This window comes from Alteromonas sp. AWM4_230, assembly GCF_056158305.1.
In genome coordinates this window covers 1061208-1076889 of sequence record NZ_JBSWTB010000001.1, presented here as the reverse complement: position 1 = coordinate 1076889, position 15682 = coordinate 1061208, and the positions used below count along the sequence as shown (strand labels likewise).

Annotated in this window: 12 protein-coding genes; 6 read left to right on the top strand and 6 right to left on the bottom strand. The window is 45.1% G+C overall.

What is annotated here, in order from left to right; all coding sequences use genetic code 11:
• Window positions 1–95: 95 nt before the first annotated feature.
• The gene (locus ACXACS_RS04645) at window positions 96–1802 is read right to left on the bottom strand and encodes a sodium:solute symporter family protein (protein WP_474804608.1); all 1707 of its coding nucleotides are present in this window, start codon (window positions 1800–1802) and stop codon (window positions 96–98) included.
• 3 nt (window positions 1803–1805) lie between these two features.
• The gene (locus tag ACXACS_RS04640) at window positions 1806–2072 is read right to left on the bottom strand and encodes a DUF4212 domain-containing protein (RefSeq protein ID WP_039216401.1); all 267 of its coding nucleotides are present in this window, start codon (window positions 2070–2072) and stop codon (window positions 1806–1808) included.
• Window positions 2073–2329: 257 nt separating this feature from the next.
• On the opposite strand from ACXACS_RS04640, the gene ACXACS_RS04635 reads away from it, so the two are divergent.
• Window positions 2330–5773 carry a PAS domain-containing hybrid sensor histidine kinase/response regulator gene (locus ACXACS_RS04635; RefSeq protein ID WP_474804604.1) on the top strand — a complete coding sequence of 1148 codons (3444 nt, stop codon included), beginning with the start codon at window positions 2330–2332 and terminating at the stop codon, window positions 5771–5773.
• 90 nt (window positions 5774–5863) lie between these two features.
• On the opposite strand, the gene ACXACS_RS04630 is transcribed toward ACXACS_RS04635, so the two are convergent.
• On the bottom strand, window positions 5864–6487 hold the full coding sequence (locus ACXACS_RS04630) for a mechanosensitive ion channel domain-containing protein (protein ID WP_474804601.1): 624 nt from the start codon (window positions 6485–6487) through the stop codon (window positions 5864–5866).
• Window positions 6488–6819: 332 nt separating this feature from the next.
• Here ACXACS_RS04630 and rimK point away from each other — a divergent pair, with 332 nt between their 5' ends.
• The 4 genes from rimK (at window position 6820) to ACXACS_RS04610 (ending at window position 10302) form a co-directional block, all read left to right on the top strand.
• Window positions 6820–7725: a 30S ribosomal protein S6--L-glutamate ligase gene (gene rimK / locus ACXACS_RS04625; protein WP_025257684.1), complete on the top strand. Its 906-nt coding sequence runs from the start codon at window positions 6820–6822 to the stop codon at window positions 7723–7725.
• A 42-nt stretch (window positions 7726–7767) separates the two neighbouring features.
• Window positions 7768–8799 (top strand): succinylglutamate desuccinylase/aspartoacylase family protein, encoded by a 1032-nt coding sequence (locus ACXACS_RS04620; RefSeq protein WP_474804597.1) that lies wholly within the window; start codon window positions 7768–7770, stop codon window positions 8797–8799.
• A 15-nt stretch (window positions 8800–8814) separates the two neighbouring features.
• Window positions 8815–9249 (top strand): ATP-dependent zinc protease family protein, encoded by a 435-nt coding sequence (locus ACXACS_RS04615; protein ID WP_474804594.1) that lies wholly within the window; start codon window positions 8815–8817, stop codon window positions 9247–9249.
• A gap of 81 nt (window positions 9250–9330) precedes the next feature.
• A complete protein-coding gene (locus tag ACXACS_RS04610; RefSeq protein ID WP_474804591.1) occupies window positions 9331–10302 on the top strand; it encodes an amino acid ABC transporter substrate-binding protein in 972 nt (323 codons plus the stop codon).
• On the opposite strand, the gene ACXACS_RS04605 is transcribed toward ACXACS_RS04610, so the two are convergent.
• Both ACXACS_RS04605 and acs read right to left on the bottom strand, forming a co-directional pair.
• On the bottom strand, window positions 10262–10906 hold the full coding sequence (locus tag ACXACS_RS04605) for a response regulator (RefSeq protein ID WP_474804589.1): 645 nt from the start codon (window positions 10904–10906) through the stop codon (window positions 10262–10264). The two genes, ACXACS_RS04610 and ACXACS_RS04605, sit on opposite strands and share 41 nt — an antisense overlap.
• A 17-nt stretch (window positions 10907–10923) precedes the next feature.
• Window positions 10924–12870 carry an acetate--CoA ligase gene (acs, locus tag ACXACS_RS04600; protein WP_474804586.1) on the bottom strand — a complete coding sequence of 649 codons (1947 nt, stop codon included), beginning with the start codon at window positions 12868–12870 and terminating at the stop codon, window positions 10924–10926.
• A 258-nt stretch (window positions 12871–13128) separates the two neighbouring features.
• On the opposite strand from acs, the gene ACXACS_RS04595 reads away from it, so the two are divergent.
• Window positions 13129–14292: a DcaP family trimeric outer membrane transporter gene (locus ACXACS_RS04595; RefSeq protein WP_474804584.1), complete on the top strand. Its 1164-nt coding sequence runs from the start codon at window positions 13129–13131 to the stop codon at window positions 14290–14292.
• 203 nt (window positions 14293–14495) lie between these two features.
• On the opposite strand, the gene ACXACS_RS04590 is transcribed toward ACXACS_RS04595, so the two are convergent.
• Window positions 14496–15644, bottom strand: a complete 1149-nt coding sequence (locus ACXACS_RS04590; RefSeq protein ID WP_474804581.1) for a Na/Pi symporter — start codon at window positions 15642–15644, stop codon at window positions 14496–14498.
• Window positions 15645–15682 lie beyond the last annotated feature (38 nt).

Below are 15682 nucleotides of genomic sequence, written 5' to 3'. Positions count from 1 at the left end.
GATTGTCCAGTTCTCAAAAAGAAAAAACCAACCTACTCACTTTCGCCAGTAGATTGGTTTTATTTTGCTAAAGCCTATCTTAAGGCAATACTAATTTAGTGCGCTGATGCTTCACCCGCTCCCTTAGGATAACGAATGCTCTCAACCAGTTCTTGAATTTCTTCAGGTGCTTCATCTGTTGCTTTAAACACTAAGAATGCAACAATGAAGTTCACCATCATACCTAAAGTACCAATACCTTCAGGAGAGATACCAAACCACCAGTTGTCAGGCGTATTCGCAGCCGGATTTACAAACTTGAAGTAAATAATGTAAGCCGCAGTAAACGCAATGCCTGAAATCATACCCGCGATAGCGCCTTTGTCGTTCATACGCTTGCTAAAGATACCCATGATAATTGCAGGGAAGAAGCTCGACGCCGCTAAGCCGAAAGCAAAGGCGACCACCTGCGCCACAAATCCGGGCGGATTGATACCGAAGTAACCTGCAATGACAATAGCCACCGCTGCTGCCAATCTAGCGTACATAAGCTCGGCTTTATCCGTAATATTCGGCATAAAGTTCCGCTTCAGTAAGTCGTGGGACACAGAGGTGGAAATTACCAACAGTAAGCCCGCTGAAGTAGAAAGGGCTGCTGCCACACCACCTGCCGCAACCAGCGCAATCACCCAGGCTGGTAAGTTCGCGATTTCAGGGTTAGCCAATACCATAATGTCGCGGTCAACTTTCATTTCGTTGCGCTCATCACCCGAGTAGAACATTTTGCCATCGCCGTTTTTATCTTCAAACGCGATAAGGCCAGTTTGCTCCCAATTTTTAATCCACGACGGCGCTTCTTCATAGCTGGTGCCCGTCATCTCTGGACCGTTAATGGTTTCAATCATATTCACACGAGCGAATGCTGCAAGCGACGGTGCCGTAGTGTAAAGAATGGCGATGAACGCTAGGGCATAACCTGCAGATTTACGTGCATCGTGAACTTTAGGCACAGTGAAGAAGCGAACAATAACGTGTGGAAGGCCCGCAGTACCCACCATTAGGGCAAAGGTGATAAAGAATACATCGATAGTACTTTTTGTCCCTGATGTGTATTCATTGAACCCGAGCTCGACGGATAAATTATCGAGTTTCTGCAGCATATGCACCCCCGAACCGTCTGCCAAGGTTGCGCCAAAACCGGTTTGCGGCAGGATATGCCCGGTAACCATCATTGAGATAAAGACGGCAGGTACTATGTACGCAAAAATCATTACGCAATATTGAGCAACCTGTGTGTAGGTGATGCCTTTCATGCCGCCAAGTACGGTGTAAAAGAACACGATAACCATGCCAATAACAACGCCAGACACAATATCCACTTCTAAGAAACGGCTGAATACCACGCCTACGCCACGCATTTGACCTGCAACGTATGTGAAGCAAACAAAGATGGCGCAAAATACCGCAACGGTACGTGCTGTTTGTGAGTAGTAACGATCGCCAATAAAGTCAGGTACCGTAAATTTACCGAACTTACGTAGGTAAGGCGCTAAACAAAGTGCAAGTAGAACATAGCCACCGGTCCAGCCCATAAGGTATACCGCACCGTCGTATCCCATAAATGAGATAAGACCCGCCATTGATATAAACGATGCAGCCGACATCCAGTCTGCCGCTGTAGCCATACCGTTCATAACAGGCGGTACGCCGCCACCCGCCACGTAAAAGTCATTCGTCGACCCAGCGCGTGCCCAAATTGCAATTGCAATATACAGCGCGAACGACGCGCCAACGATAATAAATGTTAAAGTTTGAACGTCCATGATTTACTCCTCATCTACGCCGTAGCGTTTGTCCATGGCGTTCATCTTCGCCATATAGACAAAGATCAAAGCAACAAATACATAAATTGAGCCCTGTTGTGCAAACCAGAAGCCTAATTTAAAGCCAAAGAACTGAATTTCATTTAAGATATCGACAAACAGTATGCCGGCACCAAATGATACGATGAACCAAACGACTAAAAGCTTAGCTAGGAGCGCTAGGTTTTCACTCCAGTAGGCTTTTTTGTCCTCTTCGTTTCTAAATGCCATTGTTTCACCCTCATGTCAGGTTAACTAGTTGTTATGATTTTACAATTCCCTAACGCTCGGCTTTGTTAACGTTATTGCTGCGTTTGAAACTTTTGTACACGACAGAACCAAAGCAGCAAAAGTCAAGCATCTAGGAGGTCGGCTATTACTCTAGACCTGAGGTGTGAAATTCAAAATGAGACCATGGTCGTAGGTAGACCATGGTCGAAATGATTATAATATCAGCACGGTTGTTAAAACTAAGTTAAAGGAAGGTTATGGTTTTTGGTTGGGTAACGCTTGCAGTCTTGTACCTTTTTTTGCTGTTTTCATTAGCAAGTTGGGGAGAAAAGAACTCGCCTACAGCAAGAGCACTGACTTCTCATCCCGCCATTTATTCATTAGCCCTGGCAATCTATTGTACCGCTTGGACCTTCTTTGGCATGGTGGGGCAAGCAAGTAGAGATACGTGGATTTACCTGCCAATCATGCTTGGGCCCATCTTAGTCTATGTGCTGGGATACAAGTTTATTTACAAACTGACACTGGTAAGTAAAAAGCAGCATATCACAACCATTTCAGACTTCATTGCGTCTCGCTATGGCAAGCGTCAAACCGTAGCCTTAGTCGTTACGCTTATTGCTTTACTGGCAACCATTCCCTACATTGCGCTTCAGCTTAAGGCGGTAGGCGCCACCTTTCAACTGTTAACTCAACAACCTAACAGCAATGGAATTATCATTGCCGCCACAGGCTTTATCGCTGCCTTCGCGATTTATTTTGGTACGCGCCAAACTGATGTAACAGAGTATAGGCGTGGCCTGATGCTGGCCATAGCATTTGAGTCTACCATCAAGCTACTTGCTTTAGTGCTGGTTGCTATTGTAGGTTACAGCGCGTGGAAGCGTACCCAGTCTGGTGCATTTTTCGAAAGTTTTACTAACGAGGTTGCGCTTGCTCAGTTCGGTTCGTTTAGCTTCATTGCACAAACTATTATGGCTGCGGCAGCCATTGTTTGCTTACCTCGTCAGTTTCACGTTGCCATTATCGACAACTTAAGCTTGGGGCACATTCGCACAGCGCGTTGGCTATTTCCTCTTTACTTAACCATTATTTCCGCGGTTATCCCTATCATTGCTATTGCGGGTAAGGCCATCTTTGCTGGTCAAGGCATTGAACCTGACTCCTATGTATTGTCTCTTGCGATGTTTTCGGAGTCTGCACTTCTTCAAGTCATTGTATTTGTAGGTGGTCTGTCTGCGGCTACGGCTATGATCATAGTCGCCACGCTTACCTTAAGCACCATGCTTACCAACGACGTGATATTGCCACGAATTTTAGCGTTCACCGGCAACACCGACGACAAAAAAGACGTATCCAAAAAAATCCGTCTAATTAGACGGATTGTTATCGCCTTTATTTTATTGATGGCTTTTCTATACCACCAGCAGATGACCAGCAGTCGCTCTCTTCACTCTATTGGCCTTATCGCTTTTTCCCTTGTAATTCAGCTAATGCCCGCCATTGTTGGGGGCCTTTATTGGAAGCGCGCGCATGCCCACGGCGTTTATGCGGGGCTTATGGTAGGGCTTGTTATCTGGGTGCTTTGGTTAGTGCTTCCTATTGTAAGTGAGCAAGTCTCTCAAATGGAGCAAAACGAATTGATAAGCCAAGGGGCCATGATTAGCTTGGCCGCAAATAGCTTGGTGTATATACTCTTTTCTCATTTCGCTCCCCAGCGCCTTATCGACAGAATGCAGGCAGAAGCGTTCGTTTCTCCCGCCATTTCTAGTAACAACACGGTGAAAGCTCAAGCCACAAACGTTACCGTGTCTGACCTTATCACTTTGCTTTCAACCTTTATGGGAACAGGTCGTTGCGATCAGCTTCTTACCCAATATCAACAGCTAAATAATTGCCAGTTAAGCCACGCAGATACACCTAATGAATCGTTTTTATCATTCTGTGAACGCGCTCTTGGCGGGGTTATTGGCGCCTCTAGTGCGAAGGTACTTTTAGACAGTGCGCTACGTGGCAAAAAAATGGATTTTACTGAGGTAATTAACTTTTTCGACGATACCACGCAGGCGATGCAATTTAATATGACAGCGCTATTAACCTCGCTTGAAAACATGGATCAGGGCATTAGCGTGGTAGACAAACATTTAAATTTGGTCGCCTGGAACAAGCGCTACGCTAACCTGTATCCTTACCCCGACAACTTACTTGCTGTTGGCTCTCCAATAGAAAAGCTCATTCGATACAACGCATCGCAAGGCGAATTTGGAACGCACGATGTCGATGCTGAAGTAGAAAAACGCTTAGCGCACTTGCGCTCCGGCATGCCGCACCGATTTACTCGCCAGCGTAAAGATGGTCGAGTCATTGAAATGGTCGGCAACCCACTGCCCGGTGGCGGTTTTGTAACAAGCTTCAACGACATCACAGGGCATGTGGAAATTCAGCAAGCCCTTGAAGAATCGAACATTGACCTTGAAGCTCGCATAAAGAAACGTACGGAAGAAGTGCATTCGATTAACGCAGAACTTCGCCTTGAAATAGAACGACGCTCCGAGGCCGAGAAAGAACTAATAAGGGCAAGAAAAGCCGCGGAAGACGCGAACGCCAGTAAAACCCGTTTCTTAGCCCTTGCCAGTCATGACGTATTACAGCCGCTTAATGCAGCTAAGCTTTACGTAAGTGCTTTGGAAGAACAGGAACTTTCTGAACAAGCCCAGAATATAGTTCAGAAGCTTGGCCATAGCGTTAGTTCAAGTGAAACGCTCATCGGCACCCTGCTTGATATTGCTAGATTAGATCAAGGAGAGATGAAACCCGATATCGAATCAATTGATGTAAGCGCCCTACTCTCTCCACTAGTTGATGAAATGGCTATGCGTGCCCGTGAAAAGGGGCTTGGTTTCAAAGCCATAATCCGCCCTTGCTGGGTACGAGGAGATAAAACCTATTTATATAGAATTACCCAAAATTTGTTGTCAAATGCAGTGAAATATACCGAAAAAGGGCGAGTTCTTTTTACGATTAGATCTGTTAAAGAAACCGTTTATTTCAAAGTTATCGATACAGGTATTGGTATTTCTAGTGATAAAAAAGACAGTATATTCGGCGATTTCTTTCGCGCCAATGAAAGTAAAGAGCATGGATTAGGTTTGGGTTTGGGTGTGGTGCGCCGCTTAAGCCTGCAGTTAGACAGCGACATAAATGTAACCTCAAGGGTAGGAAAAGGGAGTTGCTTTGCATTTTCTCTTGCGAAAGCCAAACCTAAACGAGTTTCTAGTATTGCAGCAAAGCCTCGTAGTACCACATTTACTGGAATGAATGTACTTTGCGTAGACGACCAAAGGGAAAACTTGGATGCTATGCAAACCCTATTACAAAAATGGGGCGTAAATGTGTTCTTAGCGAATAACTGGGATGATGCACTGAAAGTTTGTGAGGTCATTCAGCCTCAGATCTTACTGATGGATTATCAACTAAGTCACGATAGCGAGAAAAATGGGCTTGCGCTAATTGAAGAAATAAGACATCGACTAAACGTTGTAGTGCCAGCGGCGCTTATAACCGCAACACCAGATGAGAATTTAGTGACTGAGTGTAAAGACCAAGGCGTAAACTTTTTGGCTAAGCCGCTTAAACCGGCAAAACTACGCGCGTTACTACAAAGTATGACGCGTTATATTAGAGAAGCGAAAAACGTTTAATTATTGTGGAACAATGACGTATCTGCACCACGTTAATTGAATGCTTTTCGTTCTCTACTATTGCACTGTAAATGACGAATAAAGAAGTACTTACAGTAACTCGTCATGTGGTTTAGTTTCTTCCGTCTTAACCACCGGCGTCTCTACACTCGACTTCGCCACAACTTTACCCATGGCCCCCCACTTTTCTTTCGGGTTGAGTAGCACTGGGCGAGTTAGAATCAAATTGTTGGGGTACATTAGCGTTTCGCGGTCGGCGGTGATTAAACGAGTACTGAATGGCCCAACATCCGCAATAACGCCCTCTATATAGTTATCGCCATCGAGAATGCGCACATAGTTGCCTCTGCTATAGGCTACATTGGTAAGCAAAATAAAGTATGCCGTAATATTGCTGATGAGCGACCAACTTGCAAAAAGTGCAACCCCGGTTACCGTAATGATGGACGTAGAAAGTACAAGTAGGCCTGAGAAATCGATACCCCATGCCAACAGCAGCAGGGAAAGCGATACAGTTGCTACAATCACACGCGCAGCAAAAAGTCCTTTTAAAGCACTGTTAGATTTGAGCTTTGATTTTACGATATTATTTTCTAATTTTGGTAGCAGCTTCCGCGACATTGCCAAATAGATAAGCAGAACTATACCACTGAACACGACGTTTGACTGGTACTGAGTTAACCACGCCAAAAAACCATGCCACCACTCATTCATTAATTTTTTCCTTACTGTTTTTATCACGCATACTGGCTTCTTTATCTATTTTTGCTTTAAAAAGCCAAGGCGCTCTAATGCTAACGTGAATAACAGACAAGTTCATGCATTAAAAGCAATCGACACAACAAGAATTATTCGTAAGACACCCCCTTTCACTTCTATTAGTATGCGCGCAAAAATGACTTGTCTAATTTTAATACCAGTCCGCACATAAATTAACCTATTGAATGGGCGATTATCTATACAGATTGGTATACTCACGTGCTAACGTGGTAAATGACACGTCGATTAAACGACAAAATAAATCACAAACTACAGGCTTTTTTATAATGCGCATCGCTATTCTTTCAAGAAATCCACGTCTTTACTCTACTTCACGCTTAGTGGAAGCTGGGCAGGCTCGCGGGCATGAGGTCGACGTCATCGACACAATGCACTGCTACATGGATATTACGAGCGCACGACCGTCTGTTCGCTATAACGGTAAGAAACTACCTTACTATGATGCAGTGATCCCCCGTATCGGCGCATCTGTTAGCTTTTACGGTACTTCTGTAGTTCGACAGTTTGAGATGATGGGTACATACAGCCTTAACGAGTCAGTGGCGATTAGCCGCTCTCGAGATAAACTTCGCTCGCTCCAGCTGCTTTCGCGCAAAGGCATTGGCATGCCTAGAACCGGCTTTGCTCATCACCCGGACAAAATTGACGATGTAATCAAAACCGTGGGCGGCGCGCCAGTGGTTATTAAGCTGCTAGAAGGTACCCAAGGTATAGGCGTTGTATTGGCAGACACCCAAAAAGCCGCAGAATCCATTATTGAAGCATTTATGGGGCTTAATGCCAGTATTTTAGTACAGGAATTTATTAAAGAAGCAGGTGGCTCTGATATACGCTGTTTTGTGGTTGGTGGGAAAGTCGTTGCTGCTATGAAGCGTCAGGCGGCGCCTGGAGAGTTTCGCTCTAACCTTCACCGAGGCGGTCAAGCAAGTTTAGTTCGCCTAAGCCCTGCTGAGCGCAAAACGGCGGTAGATGCAGCAAAAACCATGGGCCTTAATTGTTGCGGTGTAGACATTCTTCGCTCAAACAACGGCCCTGTAGTGATGGAAGTTAACTCTTCACCAGGCTTAGAAGGTATCGAGAAAGCTACCAATAAAGACGTTGCCAGCATGATCATTGAATTTATTGAAAAGAGTGCCGAGCCACATAAAACAAAAACCCGAGGAAAAGGCTAACCCCTTCAACCTACGCAATAACGTAAATATAGGAAAACGTTAGTGGTAAGTGATGTTTTAAAAATTGGGGGCGAAAATATTGCTCCTGGCGAAACAAAAAAGATTGAGTTAGAAATGCCACCGCTGTATACAGCGACCAATATGAGTATCCCCGTTTATGTTAAACGAGGAAAGCGACCTGGTCCTGTTATGTTTGTGAGCGCTGCTATCCATGGTGATGAATTAAATGGCATTGAGATAGTCGGCCGCCTTATCCGGTCAAAAGCGATTGAACGCATTAGGGGCACCTTAATAGCGGTACCCATGGTTAACGTTTACGGCGTTTTAAACCAGTCTCGTTATTTACCCGACAGACGTGATTTAAACCGCAGTTTTCCTGGCAGTAAAAAAGGCTCGCTTGCCGGGCGGTTGGCGAACTTATTCTTCAAAGAGATAGTGAGTAAGTGCGACGTGGGCATCGACCTGCATACAGGCGCTATTCATCGAAGTAATCTGCCACAAATTCGCGCGGATTTAGACGACCCTGAAGTGCTTGAAATGGCCAAAGCGTTTGGTGTGCCTGTGCTGCTTAATGCTGAATTACGAGACGGTTCGTTACGCGAAGCGGCCAGTGAAAATGGCGTTAAAATATTGCTCTATGAAGCTGGTCAAGCACTGCGCTATGATGAATTTTCTATTCGCGCAGGCGTAAAAGGTATAATCAATACCATGCGCCACTTAGGCATGCTAAACAAAAGCCGTAGCAAGGGCCATAGCATTGAGCGTTTCATTGCCAGACAAAGTGGCTGGGTGCGCGCGCCTGAGAGTGGATTTGTAAATCACCTAGCCCAACTAGGCGATCATGTTGAAAAAGGTGACAAACTAGCCATTATTGCGGATCCATTTGGCAATTATTTGGACAGCCTTGAAAGCCCAGCTGAAGGCGTTGTAATTGGTAAACAAAATATTCCGCTTACCCAAGAAGGTGAAGCCGTTTACCACATTGCATACTTTTCAGAGCCTGATACTGTTGCCGAACACGTAGAACTATTACAAGACAATTTATTGCCGCCAGAGCAGAACCCTGTTTTATAAATTGGTAGAAAACTGATGAACAATAAGAAAATTGTTGGTGCAGTAGAACTGTGCGACTTGCCCAAACTCGCTATCTCCGACTTAACCGTGCGCGTTGATACAGGTGCGGCAACGTCATCACTTCACGTAGACAATATTGAAGAGTTTGAGCAAGACGGTGAACTATGGATTAAATTTGATATTCACCCAGACATTCATAACGTAGAACGTGTAGTTAGACGGGAAGCGCGCGTTGAAGGCAAAAAGCGCGTAAAAAGTTCAACAGCTACACGTGAGAAACGCTATGTTATCATTACGCCTATCGTTATGGACGGATTCCAATGGGATATCCAGTTAACCCTAACGGATCGCTCTGAAATGACTTACTTAATGCTACTTGGCAGAGAGGCGATGAGTGGACAGTTTATTGTAGACCCCGAACACGATTTTTTACTTACTGGAAAAGATTAGCCGCTAAAAAAAGGGCTATACTTAAAGTAACCTTTAACAAGACAATTAGCCGGGCTGGCGCCACGTAAATGAGTTAAAAATATGGATATCAAAGCTAAATCTCTAAGCCGTATCATTTTGTTAATGAGTTTACTTGCGCACTTCGTTGTTTACGGGCAACAGCAACCTTCTGATGAGGTAAGCGCAGACTTGCCTCATACCGTTTTACGATTACCCAACGTCCACCCTGGAAGGGATAGCGTTTATTCATACGCAAAGTCACTGCTAACAGAAGCCTTGCGTGTTACTCAGTCGCAGTACGGTACCTTTGAGTTTATTGTTAGTAACCAAGAAACGGCCCAAGAGCGCCAGTTGCGCAGCCTCGAACACAATATGCTAGACGTAACGTGGAGCGTAACGTCAACCGAGCGCGAGCGTCAGTTCCTTCCTGTTCGCATTCCTATCATGGCCGGGCTATTTGGTAAGCGCGCCTTGTTTGTAAAAGAAGGGGATGAGCGACTAAAAAAGGTAAAAAACCTTGCAGCTCTCCAAGAGTTTCGCGCGGTTTTAGGGTATGACTGGCCTGATACAAAGATTTTTCGGGCTAATGATATTCCTGTTTTAGAAACCACGTATCGCGCTTCATTCCGCATTGTTTCGGAAGGGTTCGCTGATATGTTTCCAAGAAGTGTGATGGAAATTAACGAAGAGTTTGCCAACAAAACCTTGTCAAAAGGTTTAACTATCGATGACAACCTCATCATTTCATACCCAAGCCCTATCTTTTTCTTTGTTGGCAGTGATAATCAGGCATTAGCAGGGCGTATCGCTGAAGGCCTGCTGATGCTATTTGAAACCGGGAAGTTCCAAGAGTTACTGCTTGCACATAAGAACTTTAAAGAAGGGATGACCTTAATTGATGGGCGTACGGTTATTGAAATCGAAAACCCGCTATTGAGCGAGCAAAGCCGCTTGGCGTTAGAAAAGTTTCTACCTGAATTTGCTATGTCTGAAGCCGTGCTTAAACACGATGTTACTGAACCGGTGGCTCCAGCTCAAGCTGCGAAGCAATGAGTACCGCTTGGGTACGGTTATTAATGCCCAACTTTTTAAAGATAGCGGTAACATGCGCCTTAACGGTGGCTTCAGCAATATCTAAATTAAAGCCAATTTGCTTATTCAATAACCCATCTCGCATGTAGCAAAGTACTTTATACTGGGACGGTGTGAGCGACGCAACTTTGTCAGCAAGTTCAGAAAACGCTTCATCCACCTCATCAACATCTTCGCTTAAGTTTTCAGGCAACCACACATCACCATCTAAAATAGCCTCAACTGCATTGGCTATATCTTGTGCACTGGCCGTTTTTGGAATAAAACCAAGTGCCCCTACGCTAATGATCTTCGAAATAAGGGTAGCGTCTTCCGTTCCAGAAACCACGGCAACAGGAAGTTCAGGAAAGAGTTTTCGGATATGCAGCAAGCCAAATAAATCATTGCTGCCTGGCATATGTAAGTCGAGAAGCAATAAGTCGATATCCTCATTATTGAGAATATCGACTGTGGTGTTTAGATCTCCGGCCTCTTTAAGGGTAAGGGCTGGAAGTGACAACGACAACGCGCCTCGTAGTGCATCGCGATACAGCGGATGATCATCAGCGATTAGAAGGGTTATCATTGTCTATATCCTTAATTCTACTTATTCAGACGTTCCTCTATCAGTGTATCAACAACCGATGGATCCGCCAATGTAGATGTGTCACCTAATTGCTCATGCTCATTGGCCGCAATTTTACGCAAAATACGGCGCATGATTTTACCAGAGCGTGTCTTAGGTAGCCCGTTCGACCACTGAATCATATCAGGAGTGGCAATGGGGCTTAACTCTTGGCGCACCCACGCTTTAAGTTCTTTAGTCAGCGCTTCGTCTGCTTCAACACCTTCATTAGGCGTTACATAAACATATATCCCCTGCCCTTTGATATCGTGAGGGAAACCGACTACCGCAGCTTCAGCCACTTTAGAGTGAGCAACAAGTGCACTTTCTATTTCAGCCGTACCTAGACGGTGGCCCGATACATTTAGTACGTCGTCTACGCGGCCAGTGATCCAGTAAAAGCCATCTTCGTCACAACGTGCGCCATCACCTGTGAAGTACACGCCTTTGTATGCGCTGAAGTAGGTGTTAATGAAGCGCTGGTGATCGCCATAAACCGTTCGAGCCTGGCTTGGCCAGCTATCTTTGATCACTAGGTTACCTTCTGCCGCGCCTTCAAGTTCATTGCCATCAGCATCAAATAGCGCCGGCTGTATGCCAAAGAATGGGCGGGTTGCAGAGCCAGGTTTCAACTCTGTTGCTCCAGGCAGAGGCAAAATCATGTGTCCGCCAGTTTCAGTCTGCCACCATGTATCGATAATAGGACAACGGCCTTCTCCAATAACACGGTGATACCATTCCCACGCCTCTGGGTTAATTGGCTCACCCACTGTGCCAAGCAAACGAAGTGATGATAAATCACAACCTTCAGCAGGCACGTCACCGTGAGCCATTAACGCACGAATCGCGGTTGGCGCAGTATAAAGACTATTTACTTTGTATTTTTCTACGACCTGCGCAATGCGTTTAACGTCTGGATAGGTAGGTACACCCTCGAAGAACACTTGCGACGCAGCGTTTACCATGGGGCCGTAAACCATATAGCTGTGACCTGTAATCCAGCCCACATCCGCAGTACACCAATAAACGTCATCGTCTTTGTAATCGAAAGCGTATTTAAAGGTCATAGCGGAATAGAGCAGATAACCGCCTGTTGTATGAACCACACCTTTTGGCGTACCCGTAGAACCCGATGTATAGAGAATAAATAGCGGGTCTTCCGCATTCATTACTTCAGGCTCGCATTGTGCTGACATACCGTCCACAGCTTCATGCCACCATACATCGTGCTTCTCGTTCCAGTCTACATCGCCGCCCGTTAGCTTATGCACCAAAACATGTGTAATTGACGGGCAGGCATCATCGGCTAAAGCTTTATCGACATTTGCTTTAAGCGGAATGCTTCTTCCTGCGCGGCGCCCCTCATCGGCTGTAATAACGACCTTTGCGCTACTGTCATTTATGCGGTCGGCAATAGCGTTTGGTGAGAAACCACCAAAAATTACCGAGTGAACCGCACCAATACGTGCACACGCAAGCATCGCGTAGGCAGCTTCAGGCACCATAGGCATGTAAATGGCGACGCGATCACCTTTCGTGACTCCCATCTCTTTAAGTGCATTCGCTAACTTACATACTTCATAATGCACTTGTTGGTATGTCACATCTTGGCTGTCTTGTGGTGAGTCACCTTCCCAATGAAAGGCAACTTTTGTGGCATTGGTTGCCAAGTGACGGTCAATACAGTTGTAGCTAGCGTTTAACTCACCGTCTTCAAACCATTTAATAGACACATCATTTTCACCAAACATGGTGTTTTTAATTTTGGTGGGCTTTTGGTACCACTCAAGCATAGACGCGTGCTCAGCCCAGAACACTTCGGGTTGCTCTACTGACTGCTTATACATCTCGTCATACTGCGACGCAGTCAAATGAGTAGATTGAAGAATGTTCTCAGGCACAGGATAAGTTTTGCTGGCGGTCATAAAGATTGCCTCCAATATCAATAATGTAAAATTCTTGTTGTATGGTGAAACACTCTAGCTATTCACCCACAAAGCAAAATGAGACTTTGGTCTTAGCAGCATAAAACTAAGGTAGTAATAAAAAAGTTAGACTAAAAGTATTACGACTATAGTCTTATGCGACCAACGGCTTATTTAAATTTGCGATAATAAGTACACAATCAGCGATGTTAACGTTGAATTTACATTTATTTAACCACTTTTTTTGGAACAGACACGATGAAAGCTAAAATAAAAAATACCGCTACCGCAGTAGCGCTGTGCCTAGCGGCAGCGGGCGGCACAGCACAAGCAGCAACAATCGGCGACACTAGTGTGAAATTCACGGGTTATATTAAAGTTGACGCTATGGTAAGCGACTATTCAGATGGCACCATTGCCTCTGGCAGCGTAGGTCGAGACTTTTATATACCTTCACTAACTCCCGTTGGTGGCGTTGACGAAGACCCACAGTTCGATGCACACATCAGAACATCTCGTTTCCGCTTTGCCACATCAACGCCTACCGCCGAAGGTGACACTATTAACGGTGTATTCGAGCTGGATTTTGTTGTGACTAGCGGCGGTGATGAGCGCATCAGTAACTCCTATACTCCACGAGTACGTCACGCATACTTAACTTACAAGAATTGGTTGGTGGGCCAAACATGGACGACCTTTATGGACGTAGGTTCGTTACCAGAATCACTTGATTTTATTGGTACTACCGACGGTATCACCTTTGGTCGTCAAGTCATGGTGAGATATACCAACGGCGGGTTTCAGATTGCACTAGAAAACCCTGAATCAACCATTACGCCGTTTGGTGGTGGTAGCAGGATAACAAGTGATGACAGTAGTGTTCCAGATTTAGTTGCCGCCTACACCACAAAGCAAGACTGGGGTTATGTAAAAGTAGCGGGCTTAGTCAGACAACTTTCTTATGATAATGCCGCAGGCATCGACGCTGACGAGACTAGCTTTGGCGTGTCGTTAACAGGTAAATATAACTTATCCAATGGCGATGATATTCGCTTCACGTTCAATACGGGTAAAGGTTTAGGCCGATACTCTGCACTGAACGCAGTAAATGGCGCTGTTCTTACTGAAAGTGGCGACTTGGAAGCCATTGACTCAACTGGGTATGGCATTGCGTATCGTCACAAGTGGAGCGAAAAAGCACGCAGCAGCATTATGTTCTCAGCGTTTGAAGCCGACAATGACGTAACGCTTACTGGCTTAAATACGACTGAAAGTACCTACAGCACACGTGTGAACTACTTGTACTCGCCAACGAAAGCGCTAACTGTTGGAGCTGAGTATGCGTTCGCAAAACGTGAAATTGAAGCCGGTCTTGAAGGCGACATGAACCGCTTCCAAGTTTCAGCTAAATACGCGTTTTAATAAGTACGCAGCTTTACAAATTAGAACGGCGTTTCTGGGCTCGGAAACGCCGTTTTTTATTGACCGAATGGTTGCTAAATGCGTTTAATGCCTAGTTTATACCGGCCCGCACAGGTAGTAAGCACGCTAACCTATATTACACCATCAGAAACAATGAGCCCGCATTTACCTCTCTAGTGCAGTTTAGAACTGCCGGTACGCTTTTATATTGTCGTAAAAATAATTCCCAGTGGTACTGCAAAGAACAATCCACCCACGTAAGCTGCGCCGTACATCTTTCGTTCTGCAGCTAGGACAGATAGCTGGTAGGACAAATTAATAGGAATATTACGCAATACAGGAACACCATAAATGAGTGTGACACCCAACACATTGTAGATAAGGTGTACCAGCGCTATCTGTAACGCAAAACCGCTGTTCACGCCCGCCACGCCTAACGCAGCAATAAGGGCGGTAATACAAGTTCCAATATTTGCACCAAGAGTAAACGGGTAGATTTCACGGGCTTTTAGCACCCCTGCCCCCACTAAGGGCACCATGAGTGATGTGGTCGTGGATGATGACTGCACCAACACCGTCATTAAGGCGCCAGATGTGATGCCGGATATGGGCCCCTGCCCTATGCTTTTGTGTAGTAAATCCTTCGCTTTTCCTACCATAAGGGACTTCATAATTTTTCCCATATAGGTAATAGAAACCATGATCAGCGCAATACCAATCAGAATTTTAGCGATACCTGGATAAACAGAAGGTAAAAACTCAAGGGACTGAGAAACCAAATTGGTTACTGGCTGTGTGGCCGCCTTTATTGGGTTGAATCCGCTTACGCCCAGCGCTTCTGGAGTATGAATAAGTGTTACAATCTGACCACTCAAATACTCTAAAATACCAAAGGCCATTTCTAGTGGAAGGAATATAAGTACGGAAAGAACATTGAAAAAATCATGAATAGTGGCTGCGTTAAAAGCGCGCTGAAATTCTTCTTTTTTAGCAACATGCCCCAGGCTTACCAAGGTATTGGTAATACTAGTACCAATATTCGCTCCCATCATCATGGGTACCGCGATGGTAATGGGTAAACCACCTGCAACCATACCAACAATAATTGAAGTTACCGTGCTTGAAGACTGAATTAACGCAGTCGAAACCATGCCAATTATAAGGCCCATTATTGGGTTTGATGCAAAATTAAAAAGCTCTCTAGCATGCTCACCAGCGGCATATTTGAAACCACTTCCAATCATGCTCACCGCAAGTAACATGACATAAACAAGTAGTGCAAGAAGCAGCCATCGGTGCCAGTTATTGTTCTTTTCTACAGTGCTGGCTGATAGTATTTGTGGGTCAATCATTCAGATAACGAGTACGAGTTAATACAGAAAAAACCATA

Excerpts from the sequence above, each read along its gene's own strand:
- ACXACS_RS04645 (WP_474804608.1), bottom strand. The coding sequence starts at position 1,802 with ATGGACGTTCAAACTTTAACATTTATTATCGTTGGCGCGTCGTTCGCG.
- ACXACS_RS04640 (WP_039216401.1), bottom strand. The coding sequence starts at position 2,072 with ATGGCATTTAGAAACGAAGAGGACAAAAAAGCCTACTGGAGTGAAAAC.
- ACXACS_RS04635 (WP_474804604.1), top strand. The coding sequence starts at position 2,330 with ATGGTTTTTGGTTGGGTAACGCTTGCAGTCTTGTACCTTTTTTTGCTG.
- ACXACS_RS04630 (WP_474804601.1), bottom strand. The coding sequence starts at position 6,487 with ATGAATGAGTGGTGGCATGGTTTTTTGGCGTGGTTAACTCAGTACCAG.
- rimK (WP_025257684.1), top strand. The coding sequence starts at position 6,820 with ATGCGCATCGCTATTCTTTCAAGAAATCCACGTCTTTACTCTACTTCA.
- ACXACS_RS04615 (WP_474804594.1), top strand. The coding sequence starts at position 8,815 with ATGAACAATAAGAAAATTGTTGGTGCAGTAGAACTGTGCGACTTGCCC.
- ACXACS_RS04610 (WP_474804591.1), top strand. The coding sequence starts at position 9,331 with ATGGATATCAAAGCTAAATCTCTAAGCCGTATCATTTTGTTAATGAGT.
- ACXACS_RS04605 (WP_474804589.1), bottom strand. The coding sequence starts at position 10,906 with ATGATAACCCTTCTAATCGCTGATGATCATCCGCTGTATCGCGATGCA.
- acs (WP_474804586.1), bottom strand. The coding sequence starts at position 12,870 with ATGACCGCCAGCAAAACTTATCCTGTGCCTGAGAACATTCTTCAATCT.
- ACXACS_RS04595 (WP_474804584.1), top strand. The coding sequence starts at position 13,129 with ATGAAAGCTAAAATAAAAAATACCGCTACCGCAGTAGCGCTGTGCCTA.
- ACXACS_RS04590 (WP_474804581.1), bottom strand. The coding sequence starts at position 15,644 with ATGATTGACCCACAAATACTATCAGCCAGCACTGTAGAAAAGAACAAT.